General features: G+C 51.7%; 16 protein-coding genes. 3 read left to right on the top strand and 13 right to left on the bottom strand.

What is annotated here, in order from left to right; all coding sequences use genetic code 11:
* Window positions 1-31: 31 nt before the first annotated feature.
* Genes LY85_RS00655 through LY85_RS00640 form a run of 4 tightly spaced genes read right to left on the bottom strand, consistent with a single transcriptional unit; the run spans window position 32 to window position 2,584 of the window.
* Window positions 32-898 carry a PTS system mannose/fructose/sorbose family transporter subunit IID gene (locus LY85_RS00655; protein WP_038323889.1) on the bottom strand — a complete coding sequence of 289 codons (867 nt, stop codon included), beginning with the start codon at window positions 896-898 and terminating at the stop codon, window positions 32-34.
* A 2-nt stretch (window positions 899-900) separates the two neighbouring features.
* Window positions 901-1,647, bottom strand: coding sequence for a PTS sugar transporter subunit IIC (locus LY85_RS00650; protein ID WP_038323887.1), 747 nt, complete (start codon window positions 1,645-1,647; stop codon window positions 901-903).
* Window positions 1,648-1,668: 21 nt separating this feature from the next.
* Window positions 1,669-2,163: a PTS sugar transporter subunit IIB gene (locus LY85_RS00645; RefSeq protein ID WP_038323885.1), complete on the bottom strand. Its 495-nt coding sequence runs from the start codon at window positions 2,161-2,163 to the stop codon at window positions 1,669-1,671.
* Entirely contained in the window at window positions 2,156-2,584 is a 429-nt protein-coding gene (locus tag LY85_RS00640) for a PTS fructose transporter subunit IIA (protein ID WP_141825086.1), read from the bottom strand. Before LY85_RS00640 ends, LY85_RS00645 begins: the two co-directional genes overlap by 8 nt.
* A 325-nt stretch (window positions 2,585-2,909) precedes the next feature.
* On the opposite strand from LY85_RS00640, the gene LY85_RS00635 reads away from it, so the two are divergent.
* Window positions 2,910-3,746: a MurR/RpiR family transcriptional regulator gene (locus tag LY85_RS00635; protein WP_185741058.1), complete on the top strand. Its 837-nt coding sequence runs from the start codon at window positions 2,910-2,912 to the stop codon at window positions 3,744-3,746.
* A gap of 100 nt (window positions 3,747-3,846) precedes the next feature.
* Here the strand turns inward: LY85_RS00635 and LY85_RS00630 are convergent, their stop codons facing one another.
* The 4 genes from LY85_RS00630 to LY85_RS00615 form a co-directional block, all read right to left on the bottom strand.
* Window positions 3,847-5,067: an aspartate kinase gene (locus LY85_RS00630; RefSeq protein ID WP_141825084.1), complete on the bottom strand. Its 1,221-nt coding sequence runs from the start codon at window positions 5,065-5,067 to the stop codon at window positions 3,847-3,849.
* A 32-nt stretch (window positions 5,068-5,099) separates the two neighbouring features.
* The gene (thrB, locus tag LY85_RS00625; RefSeq protein ID WP_141825083.1) at window positions 5,100-5,996 is read right to left on the bottom strand and encodes a homoserine kinase; all 897 of its coding nucleotides are present in this window, start codon (window positions 5,994-5,996) and stop codon (window positions 5,100-5,102) included.
* A 34-nt stretch (window positions 5,997-6,030) separates the two neighbouring features.
* Entirely contained in the window at window positions 6,031-7,275 is a 1,245-nt protein-coding gene (locus LY85_RS00620; RefSeq protein ID WP_141825082.1) for a homoserine dehydrogenase, read from the bottom strand.
* A 149-nt stretch (window positions 7,276-7,424) separates the two neighbouring features.
* Window positions 7,425-9,776, bottom strand: a complete 2,352-nt coding sequence (locus tag LY85_RS00615) for a transglycosylase domain-containing protein (RefSeq protein ID WP_141825081.1) — start codon at window positions 9,774-9,776, stop codon at window positions 7,425-7,427.
* A gap of 266 nt (window positions 9,777-10,042) precedes the next feature.
* Between LY85_RS00615 and LY85_RS19120 the strand changes: the two genes are divergently transcribed.
* Window positions 10,043-10,255: a BofC C-terminal domain-containing protein gene (locus tag LY85_RS19120; RefSeq protein WP_038323874.1), complete on the top strand. Its 213-nt coding sequence runs from the start codon at window positions 10,043-10,045 to the stop codon at window positions 10,253-10,255.
* 72 nt (window positions 10,256-10,327) lie between these two features.
* Window positions 10,328-10,972 (top strand): uridine kinase, encoded by a 645-nt coding sequence (gene udk, locus LY85_RS00605; protein WP_141825079.1) that lies wholly within the window; start codon window positions 10,328-10,330, stop codon window positions 10,970-10,972.
* A 51-nt stretch (window positions 10,973-11,023) separates the two neighbouring features.
* On the opposite strand, the gene LY85_RS00600 is transcribed toward udk, so the two are convergent.
* Genes LY85_RS00600 through LY85_RS00580 form a run of 5 tightly spaced genes read right to left on the bottom strand, consistent with a single transcriptional unit; the run spans window position 11,024 to window position 18,052 of the window.
* The gene (locus tag LY85_RS00600; RefSeq protein ID WP_141825078.1) at window positions 11,024-12,283 is read right to left on the bottom strand and encodes a polysaccharide biosynthesis tyrosine autokinase; all 1,260 of its coding nucleotides are present in this window, start codon (window positions 12,281-12,283) and stop codon (window positions 11,024-11,026) included.
* 23 nt (window positions 12,284-12,306) lie between these two features.
* Window positions 12,307-13,488, bottom strand: coding sequence for a glycosyltransferase (locus tag LY85_RS00595; protein ID WP_141825077.1), 1,182 nt, complete (start codon window positions 13,486-13,488; stop codon window positions 12,307-12,309).
* Window positions 13,485-14,705, bottom strand: coding sequence for a glycosyltransferase (locus tag LY85_RS00590; protein ID WP_185741057.1), 1,221 nt, complete (start codon window positions 14,703-14,705; stop codon window positions 13,485-13,487). The genes LY85_RS00595 and LY85_RS00590 overlap by 4 nt, the downstream gene beginning before the upstream one ends.
* Window positions 14,702-16,231 carry an O-antigen polysaccharide polymerase Wzy family protein gene (locus tag LY85_RS00585; protein ID WP_141825075.1) on the bottom strand — a complete coding sequence of 510 codons (1,530 nt, stop codon included), beginning with the start codon at window positions 16,229-16,231 and terminating at the stop codon, window positions 14,702-14,704. Before LY85_RS00585 ends, LY85_RS00590 begins: the two co-directional genes overlap by 4 nt.
* A gap of 60 nt (window positions 16,232-16,291) precedes the next feature.
* A complete protein-coding gene (locus LY85_RS00580; RefSeq protein WP_141825074.1) occupies window positions 16,292-18,052 on the bottom strand; it encodes an NFACT RNA binding domain-containing protein in 1,761 nt (586 codons plus the stop codon).

Here is an 18,052-nt window from a genome sequence, read left to right as displayed (position 1 = left end):
TATGCTTTCGTCCGTTGTATTGCGGCGTTCTTTACAGGATTCCAAGGAAGGCCGCGGCAACGGAGATCACGACGATCGTCCCCAGAATCAGGTTGTAGCGGGGGCCGCGCTTTTTCAGGTAGAAATAGATGAGAAATACTGCAAGCAGCGGCAGCAGACCGGGGACAATCAGATTCAAAATATCCTGAAGTACAATTTTATTTCCGCTCGAGAATACAAAGGTCAGCGGAGTGCTGAGCTTCACATAGCTTGCCGAGAGCGCGCCCATCATGGTAAGCCCGATGACGTTGGCGCTGAAAATAATGGACTGCATCTTTCCGCCGTTCAAAAGGGAGGTTACGGATTTCTTTCCGAGTGTGTAGCCCTGATGAATCAGAACATACGAAACGCCGATCGTGATCAGCGGATAAAGAATCAGCGGAAGGAGTCCGCCCATCGGCGAACCGTTGGAAGCAAAGGGCAGGAAAATGGAAATGAGGATCGGCATGAGCGCCGCCCAGATAATGGCGTCTCCAATACCGGCGATCGGGCCCATCAGACCGGTTTTCAAACCGGTAATCGCATCGTCCGTCACGTCTTTGCCAGTTGCTTTCTCTTCTTCCATCATAATAGCGATTCCCTGAATGACCGCGCCGAACGTACCCTCTGTATTGAAAAACACAAGATGGCGTTTGAGAGCTTTGCTGAGCTCCTCGTCCGTGTCATACAGCTTTTTCAGCACGGGAGTCATGGAAGCGCAGAAGATCAGGCTTTGTAAACGCTCATAGGAATTGGACAGTTCTGCACCGAGGTAGTAAATCCACATCGCCTTGGTGATGTCTTTTTTCTCCAGCCGGCTGGTTTTCTTCTCGGCGGGCTCTTTCAGGGCCTCTGTTTGTACCGTCGTCATATTGTCCATTTTTACGCCTCCTCCTTAATCTTGAACAGGTTCAGCAGCAAAGCAGTGCAAATCGCAAAGATTGCCATTGCCATGGTGTCCAGTTTCAGATACTGCACGGCGAAAAAGCCGATGATGAAAAAGGGCAGCAGCTTCTTTTTTCCGATCACCATCAAAGTAATCGCGAAGCCCAGTGCCGGAAGAATTCCGCCCATGACCTCGAATGAGTGCATCAGCCAGGTGGGAACAACGGTCATAAATGTTTTGACCGCGTCGACGCCAAGATAATCGATGACAAACACGATCGGAAAACGGATGACAAATCCGAGCAGGGCCGGGAACAGGAACGCAGCCATCAGGATTCCCTTTGTGTTGGCCTGCTCCGCGTAACGGTCTGCCATATGTACCCAAATGGCGTTGGTGGAACGGCGAAGCTGGTCGACGAAAACGCCCAGAACACCGAAGGGAATCGCCAGCGAAATAGCGACCTCCGGTTTCATATTGGCAAGTACGCCCAGCGGGATCGCCACACAGCCCGCAAGCGCGGGATCGCTGGGAACATTGCCTCCGGGAGTGGAAGTAACCCCTAAATAGACCAGCTGCAGCCCCGCGCCGATCTGCATGGACAACGCCATGTTGCCTGTGAGTATGCCGACAAAGATACCGATGACAACGGGCTGGAGCAGCATGGATGAAAAGGTGTAGCCAAGCCGCAGCCGGGAGAACCAGTAATAGATACCCATTGAAATAGCAAGTGGCAAAACGCTCATTGTTGTTTCCTCCTCAAGTATTTAGTTTTGATGATACTTCTTCAAGATTCCTTCCAAGCTCTGGGGAGCATCCTCCGGGATTGTCTGAAAAATGATTTTCACACCTTTTTGCTGCAGTTCGGTAAGAATCTCCACATCCGCATCGTCCAGCGTGATGTTCTGAAAGACCACTTTCCGGTTCGGCGCTCCACCGAGACCGCCTACCTGGATGTCGCTAACCCGGATGCCTCCGTCATAGACCTCTTTCATTGTCTTGAGATTTGGCAGCAGGAGCAGCACTTTTCCCCCGCCGAATTGGTCCGCATTCCAGCTCTCAATAACATCCTTCTGGGTATAGCAGTTCACCTTGACATCCCGCGGCGCGGCAAGAAGATAAATCTCCATCATGAAAGGATCTTTTGCAAGCTCATCACTGACCACGACGATCTTGTTCGCCCCGGACTGATTGACCCATTTGGTCATGACCTGTCCGTGGATGAGTCTGCTGTCAATTCTGCACAGAACAATTTCAGCCATTTTTTTCCACCTCCCTTTCCTGAAGCGATTTTGTGATCTTTTCAATTACATCCATAACGGAAGTTTCCCCCGTCTCCAAAACAGAATCGAAGTCTATGCTGCCTTCCTCCATCAGCCCGAGACACGCTTCGATCAGAAGCGGGGCATTCAGCCCGGAAAACACCCTGATGTTCTTTTCCCGTCCTACGAGCGCGCCGGCGTTGGTCGTGGTCCCGCCAAACATATCGGTAAGGATCAGCGACCCGTCGGGCATTGCATCGGCAGCTTCCCGGACAAGCGCAAGATATTCCTGAAAGGTAACCTGTGGTCTCAGCGGCACTTCTTTTACGAAATCGACCGCGCCGATCACCATCCTGACCCCTTCCATCAGGGACATCCCCCACCCTCCGTGAGTCAGCAGTAAAATCTGTGGTTTCCCCATAAAACACTCTCCTAACGGCTAAAAAATCGAATTGTCATATACTTTATTATTATTTAATTATTGTAGTACACTACATTATCCGCGTCAATTCACAAATCAAATAAAGAAACCCTTCCGTTTTTGTAATTTACTACAAATCGTAACAATTCAATGTAGGCAATCAAAAAAAACTATGGTATAATAGAAAAATAGTGAAGATCGGCTGCATGACAAAGTTTTCGGCGTTCTCAAATAGTACTATTCCCTTTTGTTATGCCAGATCAACTGTAAAATGTTGGATTGCCGACGCAAAATCCTAATTCAAATATGGAGGTACCCATCCGCAATGGCAAAAGAGAACGATTGGTCCAGTCTGATTACACGGATGAATGCAATGTCGAACCAGTTTACAAAGACCGACTGGAAAATTGTCAATTATATCAAAAAGAAAGCGGAGGCTTTTCTGGACTGCAACGCGCAGGAGCTTGCGAAAGCAATCGGCACATCCGACGCGAGTATCATCCGCTTCACCCAGAAGGTGGGATATTCCGGCCTGAACGAATTCAAATACGTGCTGCAGCAGCAAATTGCGAAACCTGCGGCGGAGACCGGAACGGGAGATTACGCCGCTCTGCTCCAGGACAACATGACGCTCCTGCAGCTTCTGTATCAAACGGTCAAGCCGGAAAATGTGGACTTGCTGCGGAAAAAAATGCTGGCTGCGGAAAGGATTTTCATCGTCGGCCTGGAAATCAATCAGTACGTGGCGGAAATCCTGGCATTTAAATTTGCGAAACTCGGACTGCCGATCTGCGCTGTAACAAACTACGACGTGCTGAAGGTCTACAGAAAAATCTCCACACCCCGCGACCTGTTCATCACCATCTCTCTTTCCGGGGAGGATGAGCTTCTCTCGGAAACACTCGCGGATTTCATTAATAACGGCAGTTATATCGTGCTGTTCTCCAACCATGAAAAATCCCTGTGTGCCGCCTACACGGATCTGCTTTTCCTGATCCCGAAAACGGACCTTCTGTCAAGCTCCAACGTAATCTGCCGCGAAATCATCCTGCTCCAGCTGGGAGACATGATTTTTCAGAATTTTCTGGCGAAGGACAGCCCCTCCTACAAAACATTTTTAAAAACGGCTTCTTACGCCGTCCCAGACGACGAAGACGATTAGCAGAAGGATTGCTATAAAAAAGATCGCTGCCCCTGTTGAAGTAGAAGGGACAGCGATCTTTTTATTCTGTTTTACGATTCCAAAGCACAAAACCCGGACTTTAAGCTTCCATCGCTTCGCTGAAAAATTTATTGTGTACCGCCGTGACGGCCTTATCCGCATCGGAGCGGTCGATCAGGACCGAAATCTTGATTTCACTGGTAGCAATCATCTGGATGTTGATGTTTGCTTCAAACAGCGCCTCAAACATCTGGGCAGCCGTGCCGGGATGCGTTTCCATTCCCGCGCCCACAATGGAGACCTTGGCGACATTTTCATCGTACACGACGCTGGTCGCGCCGATCAGCTCCACATAAGGATTCAGGATATCGATCGTTTCCTTCAGATTTGCCTGGCTGACTGTAAAGCTGATATCCTTTGTACCGTTTCTGCCGACGGACTGAAGAATAATGTCAACATTAATATTTTTCGCGGAAAGCTTTGAGAAAATTTTGAAAGCGAGGCCCGGTCTGTCGGGTACGCCGATGATTGAAATGCGGGCCACATCCTCGTCTTTCGCAATACCGCTGATCAACATTTTTTCCACTTTCGTTGCCTCCTTAACAATTGTGCCGGGTTTTCTTGTCATGCTGGAAAGGACCTCAAGCTGAATTCCGTACTTCTTTGCCATCTCGACTGAACGGTTATTGAGCACTTGAGCGCCCAAAGTCGCAAGCTCAAGCATTTCATCATAGGAGATGTAGGCAAGCTTTCTTGCGTTTTTCACCTTGCGCGGGTCGGCGGTATAAACGCCCTCCACATCCGTAAAAATCTGGCACAGGTCCGCATTCATCACTGCCGCGATAGCGACAGCGCTGGTGTCCGAGCCGCCCCTGCCGAGCGTCGTCATGTCGTTGTAGCGGTTGATTCCCTGAAATCCCGTTACAATGACGATATTTCTTTTATCCAGCTCCTTCTTGATACGGTCGGGCACGACTCGTTTGATTCTCGCGCTGCCGTAGGCCGAGCTGGTATAAAACCCGGCCTGCCACCCCAAAAGCGAGACAACCGGGTAACCCAGCTTTTCAATCGCCATTGCAAGCAGTGAAGCGGATATCTGTTCGCCCGAAGTAAGAAGCATATCCATTTCTCTTTTGGAGGCATATGGATTGATTTCTTTCGCTTTATCGATCAGATCGTCTGTCGTATCGCCCTGTGCGGAAACGACGACGACAATGTCGTTGCCCTGTGAATAGGTCTTTGTGACGATGTCCGCTACATTAAAAACGCGTTCGGCGTTCGCAACGGAACTGCCGCCGAATTTCTGGACTATAAGGCTCATTCGGTTCCATCCCCCATATTAAAGTAAAAGTATTATTCAATCGATATCTGTGCACCATTTGAATCCGTATTCAGAATTTTAATCTCCCAGCCTGTAATCCCTTTTTCCTCCAGATGATTCGCCGCGTATTTTGCAAAGACATCCGTATCGGAAGCATCGATCATGGAGATAATCGTCGGGCCGGCCCCGCTGACATAAGTGCCGAGCGAACCCAGTTCATAGCTCAGACGGAACACGTCGTCCAAGTGGTCGATCAGGCTGGCCCTGTACGGCTGGTGAATCTTATCCTGTACCGCCACACGCAGGTTTTCCAGCTTCCCGGAAAAGAGCGAGGCCGCCATCAGCGCGGATCTTGAAAGATTGTAAACGGCGTCGCTTCTCGAATACTCTTTTGGAAGCACGGAGCGCGCCTTCTCTGTTTTCAGTTCAAAAGGCGGAATAAACAAAGCAAACCGGATCTTTTCCGAAACGGGAACGCTCACGCTGTAAACCCTTCCCGCTTCCATGGCGGAGGCGGCAAGGCCGCCTTCGATCGCGGGCGTGGTGTTGTCGGGATGCCCTTCGATTTCAGCCGCGAGGTTAATCAGTTCCTGTACCGAAAGAGGGCCTCCCAAAAGGCGGTTCGCGCCGGAAATTCCTGCGACAATGCACGCCGAGCTGCTGCCCAGGCCGCGCGCCATCGGGATATTGTTCAGCTGAACGATTTTAAGACCCGGCAATTTGCGGCCGCACCGCTCATAAACCTGCTTTGCGGCCCAGAAAATCAGGTTGCTGTCGTCCGTCGGCACCTGAATATTGTCTTTGCTGGAAATATCTATGGTATCGGATTCTTCCATCCAAACCTGATTGTACAGGTCCAGCGCAATTCCAAGAGAGTCAAAACCGGAACCAAGGTTTGCGCTGGTAGCCGGTACCTGAATTCTTATCATATCATATCAACATCCTAATCCTAAATAAATGAATTTACAGATCCCCTATGCGGATGGTATTCTTTACCGTCACGCCCAGCGGTTCCAGTTCCGCAAGCTTGGCGACGATTTCCTTTTCCCGCATGACCTCTGTCACAAAAGCGATTTCGCCGCGGACCGGTTTCCTGCGGGACAACCGGGTAACTCCGCCGAAAATCTGATTGATGTTTTTAAAGGCGAGGTCTTCGCCGTCCGTTTCGGCACGGACGAACATGGCAACCTCGTTCAGGAGGTAATCCTCTACATAATCCTTTGAGCCGTCTTCCCAGTAGAGATATTTTCTGGCTCGGAAATGCTTCACGCAGTCAATGACGTCCGCGACAACCGCGCTTGCGGTCGGGAGCTTCCCGGCGCCCTTTCCGTAGAACACGACATCGCCGGTCGAATCGCCGCGCACCATAATCCCGTTGAACACATCGTCAACATTGGCAAGCTGGCTTTCGCGCGAGATGAACATCGGGCAGACAATGATCTGCAGCTTTCCGCTCTCCATCATTTTGACCTGTCCGATCAGTTTGACCACTCCGCCCCAGGCAGAGGCGTATTCCACGTCCGCCAGAGCAATTTTGGTGATGCCCTCGGTGTGCACCTGATCGGGGTAGACGTGCTTGCCATAGGCCAAAGAGGACAGGATGCAGATTTTGCGGCAGGCGTCCTGGCCCTCCACATCCGCGGCCGGGTTGCGCTCCGCATAGCCAAGCTTTTGGGCAAGGGCCAGCGTATCCTCAAAAGTCATCTGCTCACGGATCATTTTAGTTAATATAAAATTGGTGGTACCGTTTAAAATACCCGCAATTTCCACCACGTCGTTTGCAGCAAGGCACTGGCTGATCGGGCGGATAATCGGGATGCCGCCGCCGACACTTGCTTCAAACAGGAAATTCAGGTTGTTTTTCTGCGCGATTTTCAGCAGCTCCGCCCCTTTGGCGGCCACCAGCTCCTTATTGGAGGTAACCACGCTTTTTCCCGCTTCCAGGCAGCGTTTCACATAATCAAAGGCCGGGTTCAGCCCGCCCATTACTTCCACCACGATTTTTACTTCCGGGTCATTCAGGATTGTATCGAAGGATTTTGTGAATTTGCTTTCAAACGGACTGCCGGGGAATTCACGCAAATCCAGAATATATTTGATATCGATTCGCTCTTTGGCGCGTTTGGCGATATTCTCCGCGTGATTGGTCAAAACCTCCACCACGCCGGAGCCGACTACGCCGTATCCCATTACAGCTATTTCTACCATATGTAGCACCCCTTACTATTTCTACTGATCTCCAAAAAAACAGATAAGCACTTTAACAGTTTACCACGTTTCAGTGCGACAATCAATTTACAAATTAACCGAAATGCAGATGCCCGCGAACAGGCATCCGCATGAAAATGACAGACTTGTCAGCCGACTGCGACCACAGAATTTCCCGGGGTACGGCCCGGCTTCGACGATTTATCCGGGCGGGAATTCCCCGCGGACGACGTGTGGGACTCCGGCGTTGTGGAAGACGTCGGAGCTTCTGAGGAAGTGTCGGGGTTTTCGTGCGACTCCCCGCCGCTTGAAACGGCGCTCTCTCCGCTTTCCGTACCGGACTCAACGGGATGGGAAACAACAGAGGAAGCCGATCCGGCGTGGACACCGTCACAGATAGCCGGCATATGGCTCTTGTCGTACCAGCCAAGCTGGGTATCCTTGTCGGTAGCCGGGTTCGCCAAAAGCCCGGTCACTGTACAGAACCTGGCCGAAACCACGTTGGAATCGTAGGTAAAGGTCAATTTATCTTTATTCTTCAGATACGACGCCATAATATTCTTCCATGTAGAGGCAGCATAGGTCGTATTGGTCAGATGCGCGGGCGTTAGATAGCCTGTCCAGATACCGGCGACCGCATAGGGCGTTCCGCCGATGAACCAGCTGTCCTTTTCATCGTTGGTGGTACCCGTTTTGCCGAATACCTCCCATCCGCTGATCGCCGCGCCGCGCCCGGTTCCGTGGGCGCCCGTCACGACATTGTTGAGCAGATGATGCATGATGGACGAGGTGGTGGAGCTGATAGCCTGAACGGAAGTCTGATTGCGGTTATCCAGAATCACATTGCCGTCGTGGTCGTCCACATGATAAAAGGTATAGGGCTGATAATATTTCCCGCCGTTCGCGAAAATCTGGAAACCGGCCGTCATCTCACGCACGGTAACACCTTCGCTCAAACCGCCGATCGCCATAGGCGCGCGGTTGTTGTCCGCGGGAAGCAGGCTGGTAAAGCCCAGCTTTTCTTTCAAAAAATTAAAGCTGACGTTTGGCGTAATGGCGTTTCCCACCTGCGCCGCACTGGCGTTGAGGGAACGCTCCAGCGCCCACTCCAGAGGAATGGGGCCCCAGTATTTTCCGCTTGTGTTCCCCGGCCCCCAGTTTTTCGGGCCGGAGCTGCCGTCGCTGAACCAGTTCGGCAGCGGATTGTCATTCACTAAAGAAGAATAGTTGTATTTTCCGGATTCTATCGCCGGTCCGTAAACCGCCAGAGGCTTGATGGTGGAACCCGGCTGTCTTTTGGAGTCCGTAGACAGGCTGAACAGGCGGTTGCTCTTTTTCTCCCCTCTGGAACCCACCGTGGCAAGCACCCGTCCGGAATAGTCCATGGCAAGGTACCCCGCCTGCATCTTGGTATTGCTTCCAAAGAGCTTGTCCGATTTGAATGTATTTTCTGCAATGTTCTGCAGATCGGTATCCATTGCGGCGTAAATCTTCAGTCCGTCATGGTAAATCATATCCACGGCCTTCTCGCTGGAGCAGTTATAGTGCTCCATCAGGCCGCTCTTGACGTCTTCAAACAGGGTATCCACATACCAGTTCCAAATAGGAACGTCGTCTACGACATTTTCGGCTTTCTTCCCCACAAAGGTCATATGTTCCGATTTTGTCATCGCGGTTTTGTACTCCGCGTCCGTAATCATTCCCTGAGTATGCATCTCGTTCAGTACCGTCTGCTGGCGTTCCTTGTTCTGATCCGGATGGACGAGCGGGGAATATTTCGTCGGGTTCTGCGTGATGCCCGCAATCGCGGCACACTCCGCTATATCGCAGTCCTGAATATTCTTGCCAAAATAAAGGTTGGCCGCGGCTTGAACGCCGTTGCTGCCGCTTCCGAAGGGGACGACATTAAGATAAGCGGCGAGAATTTCCTCTTTGGTATATTTTTGTTCCAGATTCAAGGCACGGAAGATTTCCTTTACCTTTCTGGTAAGACTTACGTCCTTATCTCCCGTAATGTTTTTAATCAGCTGCTGGGTAATGGTAGAACCGCCGTAGCTGCTCCCCTTGGAAAACAGCGTAGTCACCGCGCCGGCCGTTCTGATCCAGTCAACGCCCTTATGATCCCAGAAGCGCTTGTCCTCAATCGCGACAATGGCGTCTTTCATGGACTGCGGTATTTTGTCGTAATCCACCCACACCCGGTTTTCACTGCTGTACAGGCTCTGGTACTGAACGGGATTGGAACTGTCGTCGTTCGGGCCGTTTACATAGATGAAGCTCGTATAATTCAACTGCAGCTTATGCAGGTCATAATCGACGGATTCACTGCTCAGGCTGAACACAAAGGAAAGCAGCGAGATAGACACAATGATGCCGGTAATGAATAATATAGTGAAAACGGTGGAAAGACTTTTTAACAAAATCCGGCCAACGGACCTGGCTTTGCCGTCTTTTTCTCCGTTTCTGGAGCCGACATATTTATTGATATCGGTTTTTCTCATCGGGAACCACCTCCTTGATAAAAATTGATTATCACAGCAAAAAATGAATAATTTTCCAATATTTTCAAATAATACCTATGAGGTGATGCTATTTGAAAAGAAACTGGATTGTGCTGCTGGGTACAACTGTTATTATAATCGGAATGTTAATGTGGGGTTTTTCTCAAACGAGAATAAACCAAATACCTGAAGTTTCAAGCTCAGATATATTAGATAATTCTACCTCAAATGAGGCTTCAAGTCAAGAAAACAGCGAAATTCCGACCATGGCGAGCCGAAGCAGCAGCTTGAACACCTACACGGTAAAGGAGTATGAAGGGCATATCGGAGTCTTTTACAACAATGAGAGCACTCCCTATCAGGAGATCGACGTTGACGTCGCATCGCTGCCACAGGCGGATCAGGTACTTTTAAAAGACGGAATCCGGGTCACGGACGTCGACCGCCTGAACAGTATCATTGAAGATTATGAAAGCTAATATAATGCTTTTCGCCGGTTTTTGTGCTATAATTTGAAGCTGTAAAATAACATTGCAACACAGGAGGCAGCTATGGATTGTTCACCCTTTGTAATCGGTGTTGCCGGCGGCACCGGTTCAGGAAAAACAACGCTTTCGACGAAGCTGAAACAGGCAATCGCCGACGACGCCATCATTTTATCCCATGATTTTTATTACCGCGCCAATTCCGATATCCCATTCGAACAGCGTGTCAAAATGAATTATGACCATCCTAACGCATTCGATACCGATTTGCTGATTGAGGACGTAAAAAAACTGAAAAGCGGCCGGGCGATCGACCACCCGGTTTATTCTTTTGTCACCTACACCAGAACCGGCGAAACCGTACACATGGAGCCGGCGCAAGTGATTATTGTGGAAGGAATTCTGATTTTTGAGAATAAAGACCTCCTGGATTTAATGGATATGAAGCTTTTTGTGGACACGGACGCGGATATACGGCTTCTCCGCCGTCTGACCCGGGACGTGAAAGAACGCGGCCGCAGCCTGGATTCTTTTATGTCCCAGTACATAAATACGGTCAAGCCCATGCATGAACAGTTTGTAGAACCCAGCAAGAAATACGCTGATATCATTATTCCCCAGGGCGGCGAAAACCCTGTCGCCCTGCATATGCTGATCGACCACATCAAGGCGCTGATCCGCAAAACGGATCAACTCGCCGTTACCCGTTAACACAAAACGCTCCGCGGAAAACCGCGGAGCGTTTTTGTTTGATCTGTTCTGTCAGATATCGGTGGTGACAAAGCCGATGGGATTGCCGCCGGAAGCATTCAGGCGGTGGAACGAATCCTTGAATTCATGATACGGAGTCGAACCGTATTTGGCGACCATAATCACAGAGCCGGCAAGCCCTGCGATATTATCCGCCTCCGGATACCGCACTTCGGAAGGCGTATGGATAATCACATAATCGAACTTTTCGGAAAGCTCCCGGAACAGCCCGGTGAATTTTTCGGAAAACAGTACGTCCGCAGGATTCTGGGATGCTTCCGTGCCGGAAACAAGGCTCAAGCCCTTGACGGAAGTCGTCGAAACCGCCTCTTCTGCGGAGCAGGCTCCGTTCAAGGCATCCGTCAGGGAATGCTGCGGTTTTACATTCAGCAGCTTTCCGATTCCGTTTTCACGGAGGTCCGCGTCAATCAGAAGCGTGGTCTTTCCGGAATAGGCCAGCGCGCCCGCCATCCCGGCCGCCACGGAGGCAGCGCCGTTGTGCTCACAGACATCGGTGACAAGGAAACTGGTCTTTCCCTGTGCACAGTGAACCGCCGCGGCACGAAGCTTGCGGAAGCTGTCTTCCTTCTTTTCGCTTCCGCCCTTCTTCGGGAGCGTTCCCAGAAGCGTGGTATCCAGCGCTTCGCTGACATAGCGGCTGTTGCGGATGGTTCTGTCCGTCAGCACGACAATGATGCCGTAGCATACATACACGATAAAACCGATGATGAGGCCAATGATACCGGCCTTGAGCATGGTGGACTTATTGGACTGCGGCTCCGCCGGAATCGCGGGGTCGGTGATGACCGCCGTCAGCTTCGGGGAGGGGAACGCGCCGGTAAGCTTTTCCCCCAGCACCTCGGCCGCTGTGTTGGCAATACGGTCCGCCATGGCGGCGTTCGGGGTTTTCGCGGTCAGCTTGACGACCGGGGCCGTATTGACCTGAACCGCGCCGATCGAGGTAATTTCCTTTTCGTCGATCCCAAGCTTTTCGGCGGTCTGGGAAATCATATCCTTGCCCGTCGCAATGGCGATGGCGGTCTGCACCCTGCTGTTCAGAATGCTGGTGTACTGCAGCCGATAGTCCGTCTGCGCGTCCTCGGGAACCTCACAGGAAATGATCATGGTGGTATCGCAGGTATATTCATTGTGGACAAATTTGAGGGGCATCAGCCCAAACACAATTCCAAAGGCAGCGACGACGATGATAAATTTCAGGATGCTCCTCTTAAAATATTCCAGTATTTCTGAAAAGCTTACGAAAAGTTCCATATTTAACCTCCAAATATCGTTGATCAATCTATATCCATTGAAGCTCCGGCAAAATCAAGGACCTGCTTCATAATGGTTTTCCAGTCATAATTTTTTTCCGCGAATTCGCGTTCCTTTTGCGCTATGGAAGGGTCCCTGCGGCAATCCCGGACAAATTTGATGACGGCGTCCATATCCACCGCCGTCCCGTCGTTTGGCAGCCTGAGCGCAAAGGGCGTATCCCGTCCGATTTTCGCGTCGTCGTAGGCATACAGGAAGGGCAGCGCCGCGGCGCAGTATTCGCGCGCTTTTAAGGAAAAGCAGGCGGTCAGCCCCCTGCGGTAACAGCCGAGAGAGGATACCCCCACGTCAACCGTTTTATAAATATCGAAAAGCTCCCTGCCCTTTTTAAAGCCGCAGAACGTCACGTCCTCGGTCAGTCCAAGCCTGTCCACCAGCGCGCGGAATTCGGGCATCTCCGTGGCGTCGCCGCCGACCAGCACAAATTTCAGCGCGGGCGCGCCGTCCGGCCTTTTCTTTTTATACTCGCTCATTCCTTCAAGGACCCGGTCGTAGCCCTGCCACCACAGGGTACCGGCAACCCCGAGAAACACGATGTCCTTGTCGACGTCCCCGCAGTGAGGGACGGGCGATATCCCGTCGATGTTGATGCCGTTGTCCCCGTTCATGGCTTTGACTCCGAAAAATGAGTCCGCCCGGTTTCCGTACAGCACCACCGCGTCCACATACCGTTTCAGCCTTCTGCCCGACAGACGGTCGTCCGCCACCGTTACGGCAACCTTTGCGGCGGTCACTACACGGGTTTTCAGCGTTTTGGCATATTGGATATTGCGGATATAATCCCCCAGATAAGGGTAATTGGGGATTTCGACCACAATGGTTTTTACCCGGTTTTCCCGCGCGGCCCTACAGATTCTAAGCATGTCGGAGCTGATGCGGTCAAGGCGCAGATAAAGCACGTCAAAGCTGTGCTTCTGAACATATTCAAGGGCAATTCGCGTAAGCTGCTTCATGATTCCGCCGGAGGAATCAAAGTCACTTTTCTGCGGCTCGGCGCCGAAGAACTGAAACGTACTCCCCTGCCACATGGAATAGGTCACCTGGTAGCCCAGCTTCTCAAACGCGCCGACCTGGCCCTCAATTTTATTTTTCACACCCAGATACAGCGGAGCATCCTCCTGAAAAGTAAGATACATCAGTTTCATTGACTGATCTCCTTGTAAAAGTTCCGGTAGTTTTTCTGCGCATTGAATTTTTCAGCCCATATTCTGCGCGCATTCCGGCACAGACGGTCATAGTCCTCATCCGGCAGTTCTTTCAGTTTCTTCAGTCGGGACAACAGCTCTTCCGGCGAAAAATCCGACGGAAGCAAATAGCCGTTTTCCCCGTCGTACACTGCTTCCCGGGTACCGCCGACATCCGTGGCGATCACGGGAACACCGAAGGAGCAGATTTCCATAATGGAAACCGGAATACCTTCGCTGGCGCTTACATTGACAAAGGCGGAAAGGTCATGGGAACGGTAATACTCCATAATGGCGGCGTTGTCCATCTGCCCCTTCCATTCCGTACGGACACAGTCCGGCAGCTTCGACGCCATCCCCTCGATTTCCCCGCGCAGCGGCCCGGAGCCGATATGCGTCCAAAGAATCGGAAAATCCGCTTTTTCCAGCGCCTGCACGATCAGATGCAGACGCTTGACCGGGGCTATGAAAGAACAGGATACGATATGCAGACCGTTTTCTCTGGTGCCGCGTTTTTCGCCGTGGTCGGCTGTCCCCAGAAAAGCGGGCGCTATTTTTTCCGCGTACCGGGGATACCCTTTTTGAAGGTACTCCGCGCCCGAAGCGGAACAGGGCAGCACTCTGTCGATCCGGTCCAGCAAAAACTCCCTCATCGGCAGGTAATTCATTTTCGCAAACTCACTGTAAAGGTCAAAGCGGTGGGCGCGGGAAATCTGTTTCACCTTTTTGCCCCGCCGCTTCAAGTCCTGCGCAAGCAGCGCCCCCGCGGCCGCGGCGTCAAACAGCCAGTAGCTGTAGATGGTGACTTCATCGGCAGAGGCAAGCTCCGGGAACTGTACCAGCGCCGTATAAATCTCGTAGGCACGCTTCATAAAGAAGAGCATTTCATGCGCCCTTTGCGAAGTAAATGTCCCGGACTTCATCATACGGAGCAACTCGGCCCGTACAAAAGGCCTGAGCATCAATCCGGCGTAGGCCGACTTACCGCCCGGAACCGTTTTGAGCGGAACACAGGAGATAAAATCGGGCAGCTTCTTTGTAACGGCAGAATTCGGTTTCAGGTTGCAGGGACAGATCAGTACCCGGTCGTATCCGCTGATATAATTGACCTCGTTGAGCAAAAACTCTTCCCCGTTGTCATACGGAAACGAGGTGGTAAGCAACAAAAGCAGCTTCATGGCTGTTCCTCCCATGTCAACCATCCGCCCCGGGCATGGGAAAGCGAGCGTGCGTGCGTTCCTTTCGCAATCAGCAGCGCCGCAAGGTAGATGCCCACAAAGAAGCAGATATAGGTGATGTTAAAAACCTCGGTAACCCACAGAAACGCAAAGTTGCGCGGAAGATATACAAAGTTTTTCAAAGCGAGCAGCCCGAAGGCAACGGTCACCCAGGAACGGGTCAGCAGGGAAGAGAAAAAGCGGAAGATGATGCCGACCATAGCGCTGACCAGGATGACCCCTAAAATGCCGTAGGCGACATAGGCCTCTGCCACATAGGAGGTGCCGAAACCGCCCCCGCTCAGGTAACGGTCCGGATCGACCATAAAGGTCAGGGCATGTCCGAAATTATGGGTGGTGCGGACAAATTCCGTGTTCTGCACCTCGATAATCGGGGTCAGGCCGAACAGGGTTTTCGTAACAATATTATTATGGACGAACAGTTCAAACGGATAGAATAAATACCAGTAGGCTGTGGAAGGGTTGAACAGGTCGATATGGTTGACCGTCTGGACAACGACGCGAAAGCTTGCCCCCTGGGAATCGACAAAGCTGACAAGCATTTCTCCCAGTCCCCTGTCCGTGTTCAGGCCCGCGCGAATCAGCGCCAGAAGCTGAAGCAGGTACACGGCGGCAATTCCGAACACGCCCCCGTAGGCAACCGTTCTTTTTTTCAGCACTCTTTTCTCTTTTTCCAGCATAGAGTCCCTTAGGACAAAATAGGCGATCAGCATCAGCGCTTCCGTTACAATCGTATTTCTCCGTCCTGTCAAAAGGGACGCGAGCATATAGGCCCCGTAGACGGCAAGCGGCAGCTTCATCTGATTTTTGCCGGGCAGAGTGGCAAGAAAAACCGCAAACGCCGGGACAAAAAACATGGAAAGGCGGCTGATGACGGAAGGAACGCTGGCCGTATTGGTGTAAGAGCTGAGATATCCGTTTCTTAATACCGCCAGACCAGAAGTGAACAGGATATAAAAGAACGGAATGGAGCTGATGTACAGCACAACCGCGCTGATCCGACGGATAATGGGATTCAGGTCGTTTTGGGCGGCGGCATGGATTCCTTTGGTCCGTATCGCGGATTCCCTGCGGTAAAAAAACGGTCCCACGGCACGGTAAACCCCATAAACGCAAAACAGCGACAGCGCGACAATCTGGAGGGACTGAAACAGCTTCGGAAAATCATCCGCTTCCAAAAGCATCAGCAGCTTATGGTGATAACCGAACCAGGAAGTATACACACGCCCCAAAAGAAGGATGTTGTAGGCCCCCACAAAGATCAACAACGCAAAATCACGCCTGATATTGACAATCAGGCTGCTGATAATCGCAATATTCATCATAATGACTGCAAAAAACAGGACGTCGACCGCCGTTTCCGCCCTGCCGAAAACGGTCATCAGATTGGCGGCGAACATCAATAATATCGTAATTCCAAAAAGGATGGTATCTCTCAGAAAATCGGATGTTTTTATTTTTAGCATCGGCACACTTCCCAAACATATTATTGGTTATTATAACATGAATCTCATGTTTTTACCAATTTAATTTGCTTTGCGGCTGTCTGTAAATGCAGCATCCGGGGTAACGTAAACGGTTTTATAGTTTACATAAATAACCATACCGGGTTTTGCGCCCTGCGGCTTGCTGACATTGCGCACCTCCGTATAATCCACGGGAACCTTGGAGGACTCCTTCCCCCTGCTGTGGAAAGCCGCCAGCATGGCCGCTTCATAAATCGCGGTTTCCGTCACCGCGCGCCCCTGCGTCGAAAGGATGGTGTGGGAGCCGGGAATGTTTTTCGTATGCAGCCAAATATCGTTGTTATTGGCCTGCTTCATCGTCAGATGGTCGTTCTGACGGTTATTGCGTCCCACCAGAATGGGAAAACCGTCCGAGGAAACAAATTCGATGGGCCCCATAGCCACAGGCTGCTTCTGACGGCCCTTCGGCGCGCGGATATAGCCCTGTTCGATCAGTTCGGCGCGGATTTCGGAAAGGTCGCGTTCCGTCGCCGCCCGGCTGAGTTCCTCAAACACAGTGTCGATATAGCTGAGCTCCTGCTCAGCCTGCTGAAGCTGAGCGGTCAGCATTTCCTCGGCAGTACGCGCCTTGCGGTATTCCTTATAATATTTCTGCGCGTTCTGGGAAGCGGAAAGCGCGGGGTTCAGCTTGACCTTGACCAGAGGCATCGATTCCTCATAAAAATTCTGCAGCTCAACCGTCGCCGAGCCTTTCGGGATATTGTACAGATTGGCGTTGATTAGGTCGCCGCAGATTCTCAGGTCGTCGCGCTCTGCGCAGTGCGCAAGCTCCGCCCGCTGCAGGTTCATCTTCCGGCTGAGGCGGTCGGAGGTGGTGGTCAGCACGCGCAGTAAATCCTGCGAACGCACCCGCATGCGGTCAATCCGGTCGCGCTCGTCGTAAAACGCGTCCAGAAGGGTGGAAAAATCGTCGTACGGTTTCACAACCGCAGTCAGCCCGTACTGCTCAATATTCATAAAAGAGAAGTCCATCGGCTTTTGGACGGGGCTTACCACCATGTGCGGCGTTCCGTCCACATTTTTGACCGTATCCGCCATTCTGCCCAAAAAGAAAGCAAGCCGTTCCCACTGCTGAGCGGACATTGATTTCGTGCTGATGTCGCTCCCATGGCCGGTCAGATGTTCCAGCTCGCGGCAGACGATCGGAGAAACTCCCTGCAGCGTATTTAAAATGGCTTTTGAAAGCTCCGTATCCGAGGGGATCCGCTGAATTCTTTCGATTATTTCAGGAACGGAGTCCGCTAAAAGGCACAGCTTGTCCTGCGGCGGCGGAAGCTGATACGTCAGTCCCGGCAGCACCAGGCGTTCGGAAGACATTTCTGCGTCCACCCGTTTGAGGGCGTCGATGATTTTTCCCGCTTCGTCGACAAAAATAATATTGCTGTAGCGCCCCATGATCTCCATGACCAGCGTCAGGCGGATTTCGTCCCCCAGCTCGCTGACCGCGTCGAAATCCAGGCAGAGCATCCGCTCCAGTCCGGGCTGACGCACTGCGGCAAGGCGCGCCCCGGCCAGCCTTTTGCGCAGCAGCATGCAGAGCATCGGCGGGACCTTGGGATTTTCCGGGACAGAGCGCGTAAAATGAATCCTTGCGCTGTTGGCCCTAGCGGACATCAGCAGTTTCTGGGTTTCCCGATACGTGCGCAGGGAAAGAACCATTTCCTCCTTGTTCGGCTGGTAGATCTTATCCACCTTTGCGCCGATTGCGTTTTCTTCTATTTCTTTTTTGATATGATGTAAAAATGCTCCGTCAAGAGCCAT

The sequence above is a fragment of the Clostridium sp. KNHs216 genome, assembly GCF_006714885.1.
GTDB lineage: Bacteria > Bacillota > Clostridia > Oscillospirales > Acutalibacteraceae > Caproiciproducens.
Note: the sequence above shows the minus strand (reverse complement) of the source record. Positions and strands in the feature narration are given on the sequence as shown.

Excerpts from the sequence above, each read along its gene's own strand:
- LY85_RS00655 (WP_038323889.1), bottom strand. The coding sequence starts at position 898 with ATGGACAATATGACGACGGTACAAACAGAGGCCCTGAAAGAGCCCGCC.
- LY85_RS00650 (WP_038323887.1), bottom strand. The coding sequence starts at position 1,647 with ATGAGCGTTTTGCCACTTGCTATTTCAATGGGTATCTATTACTGGTTC.
- LY85_RS00645 (WP_038323885.1), bottom strand. The coding sequence starts at position 2,163 with ATGGCTGAAATTGTTCTGTGCAGAATTGACAGCAGACTCATCCACGGA.
- LY85_RS00640 (WP_141825086.1), bottom strand. The coding sequence starts at position 2,584 with ATGGGGAAACCACAGATTTTACTGCTGACTCACGGAGGGTGGGGGATG.
- LY85_RS00635 (WP_185741058.1), top strand. The coding sequence starts at position 2,910 with ATGGCAAAAGAGAACGATTGGTCCAGTCTGATTACACGGATGAATGCA.
- LY85_RS00630 (WP_141825084.1), bottom strand. The coding sequence starts at position 5,067 with ATGAGCCTTATAGTCCAGAAATTCGGCGGCAGTTCCGTTGCGAACGCC.
- thrB (WP_141825083.1), bottom strand. The coding sequence starts at position 5,996 with ATGATAAGAATTCAGGTACCGGCTACCAGCGCAAACCTTGGTTCCGGT.
- LY85_RS00620 (WP_141825082.1), bottom strand. The coding sequence starts at position 7,275 with ATGGTAGAAATAGCTGTAATGGGATACGGCGTAGTCGGCTCCGGCGTG.
- LY85_RS00615 (WP_141825081.1), bottom strand. The coding sequence starts at position 9,776 with ATGAGAAAAACCGATATCAATAAATATGTCGGCTCCAGAAACGGAGAA.
- LY85_RS19120 (WP_038323874.1), top strand. The coding sequence starts at position 10,043 with ATGGCGAGCCGAAGCAGCAGCTTGAACACCTACACGGTAAAGGAGTAT.
- udk (WP_141825079.1), top strand. The coding sequence starts at position 10,328 with ATGGATTGTTCACCCTTTGTAATCGGTGTTGCCGGCGGCACCGGTTCA.
- LY85_RS00600 (WP_141825078.1), bottom strand. The coding sequence starts at position 12,283 with ATGGAACTTTTCGTAAGCTTTTCAGAAATACTGGAATATTTTAAGAGG.
- LY85_RS00595 (WP_141825077.1), bottom strand. The coding sequence starts at position 13,488 with ATGAAACTGATGTATCTTACTTTTCAGGAGGATGCTCCGCTGTATCTG.
- LY85_RS00590 (WP_185741057.1), bottom strand. The coding sequence starts at position 14,705 with ATGAAGCTGCTTTTGTTGCTTACCACCTCGTTTCCGTATGACAACGGG.
- LY85_RS00585 (WP_141825075.1), bottom strand. The coding sequence starts at position 16,231 with ATGCTAAAAATAAAAACATCCGATTTTCTGAGAGATACCATCCTTTTT.
- LY85_RS00580 (WP_141825074.1), bottom strand. The coding sequence starts at position 18,052 with ATGGCTCTTGACGGAGCATTTTTACATCATATCAAAAAAGAAATAGAA.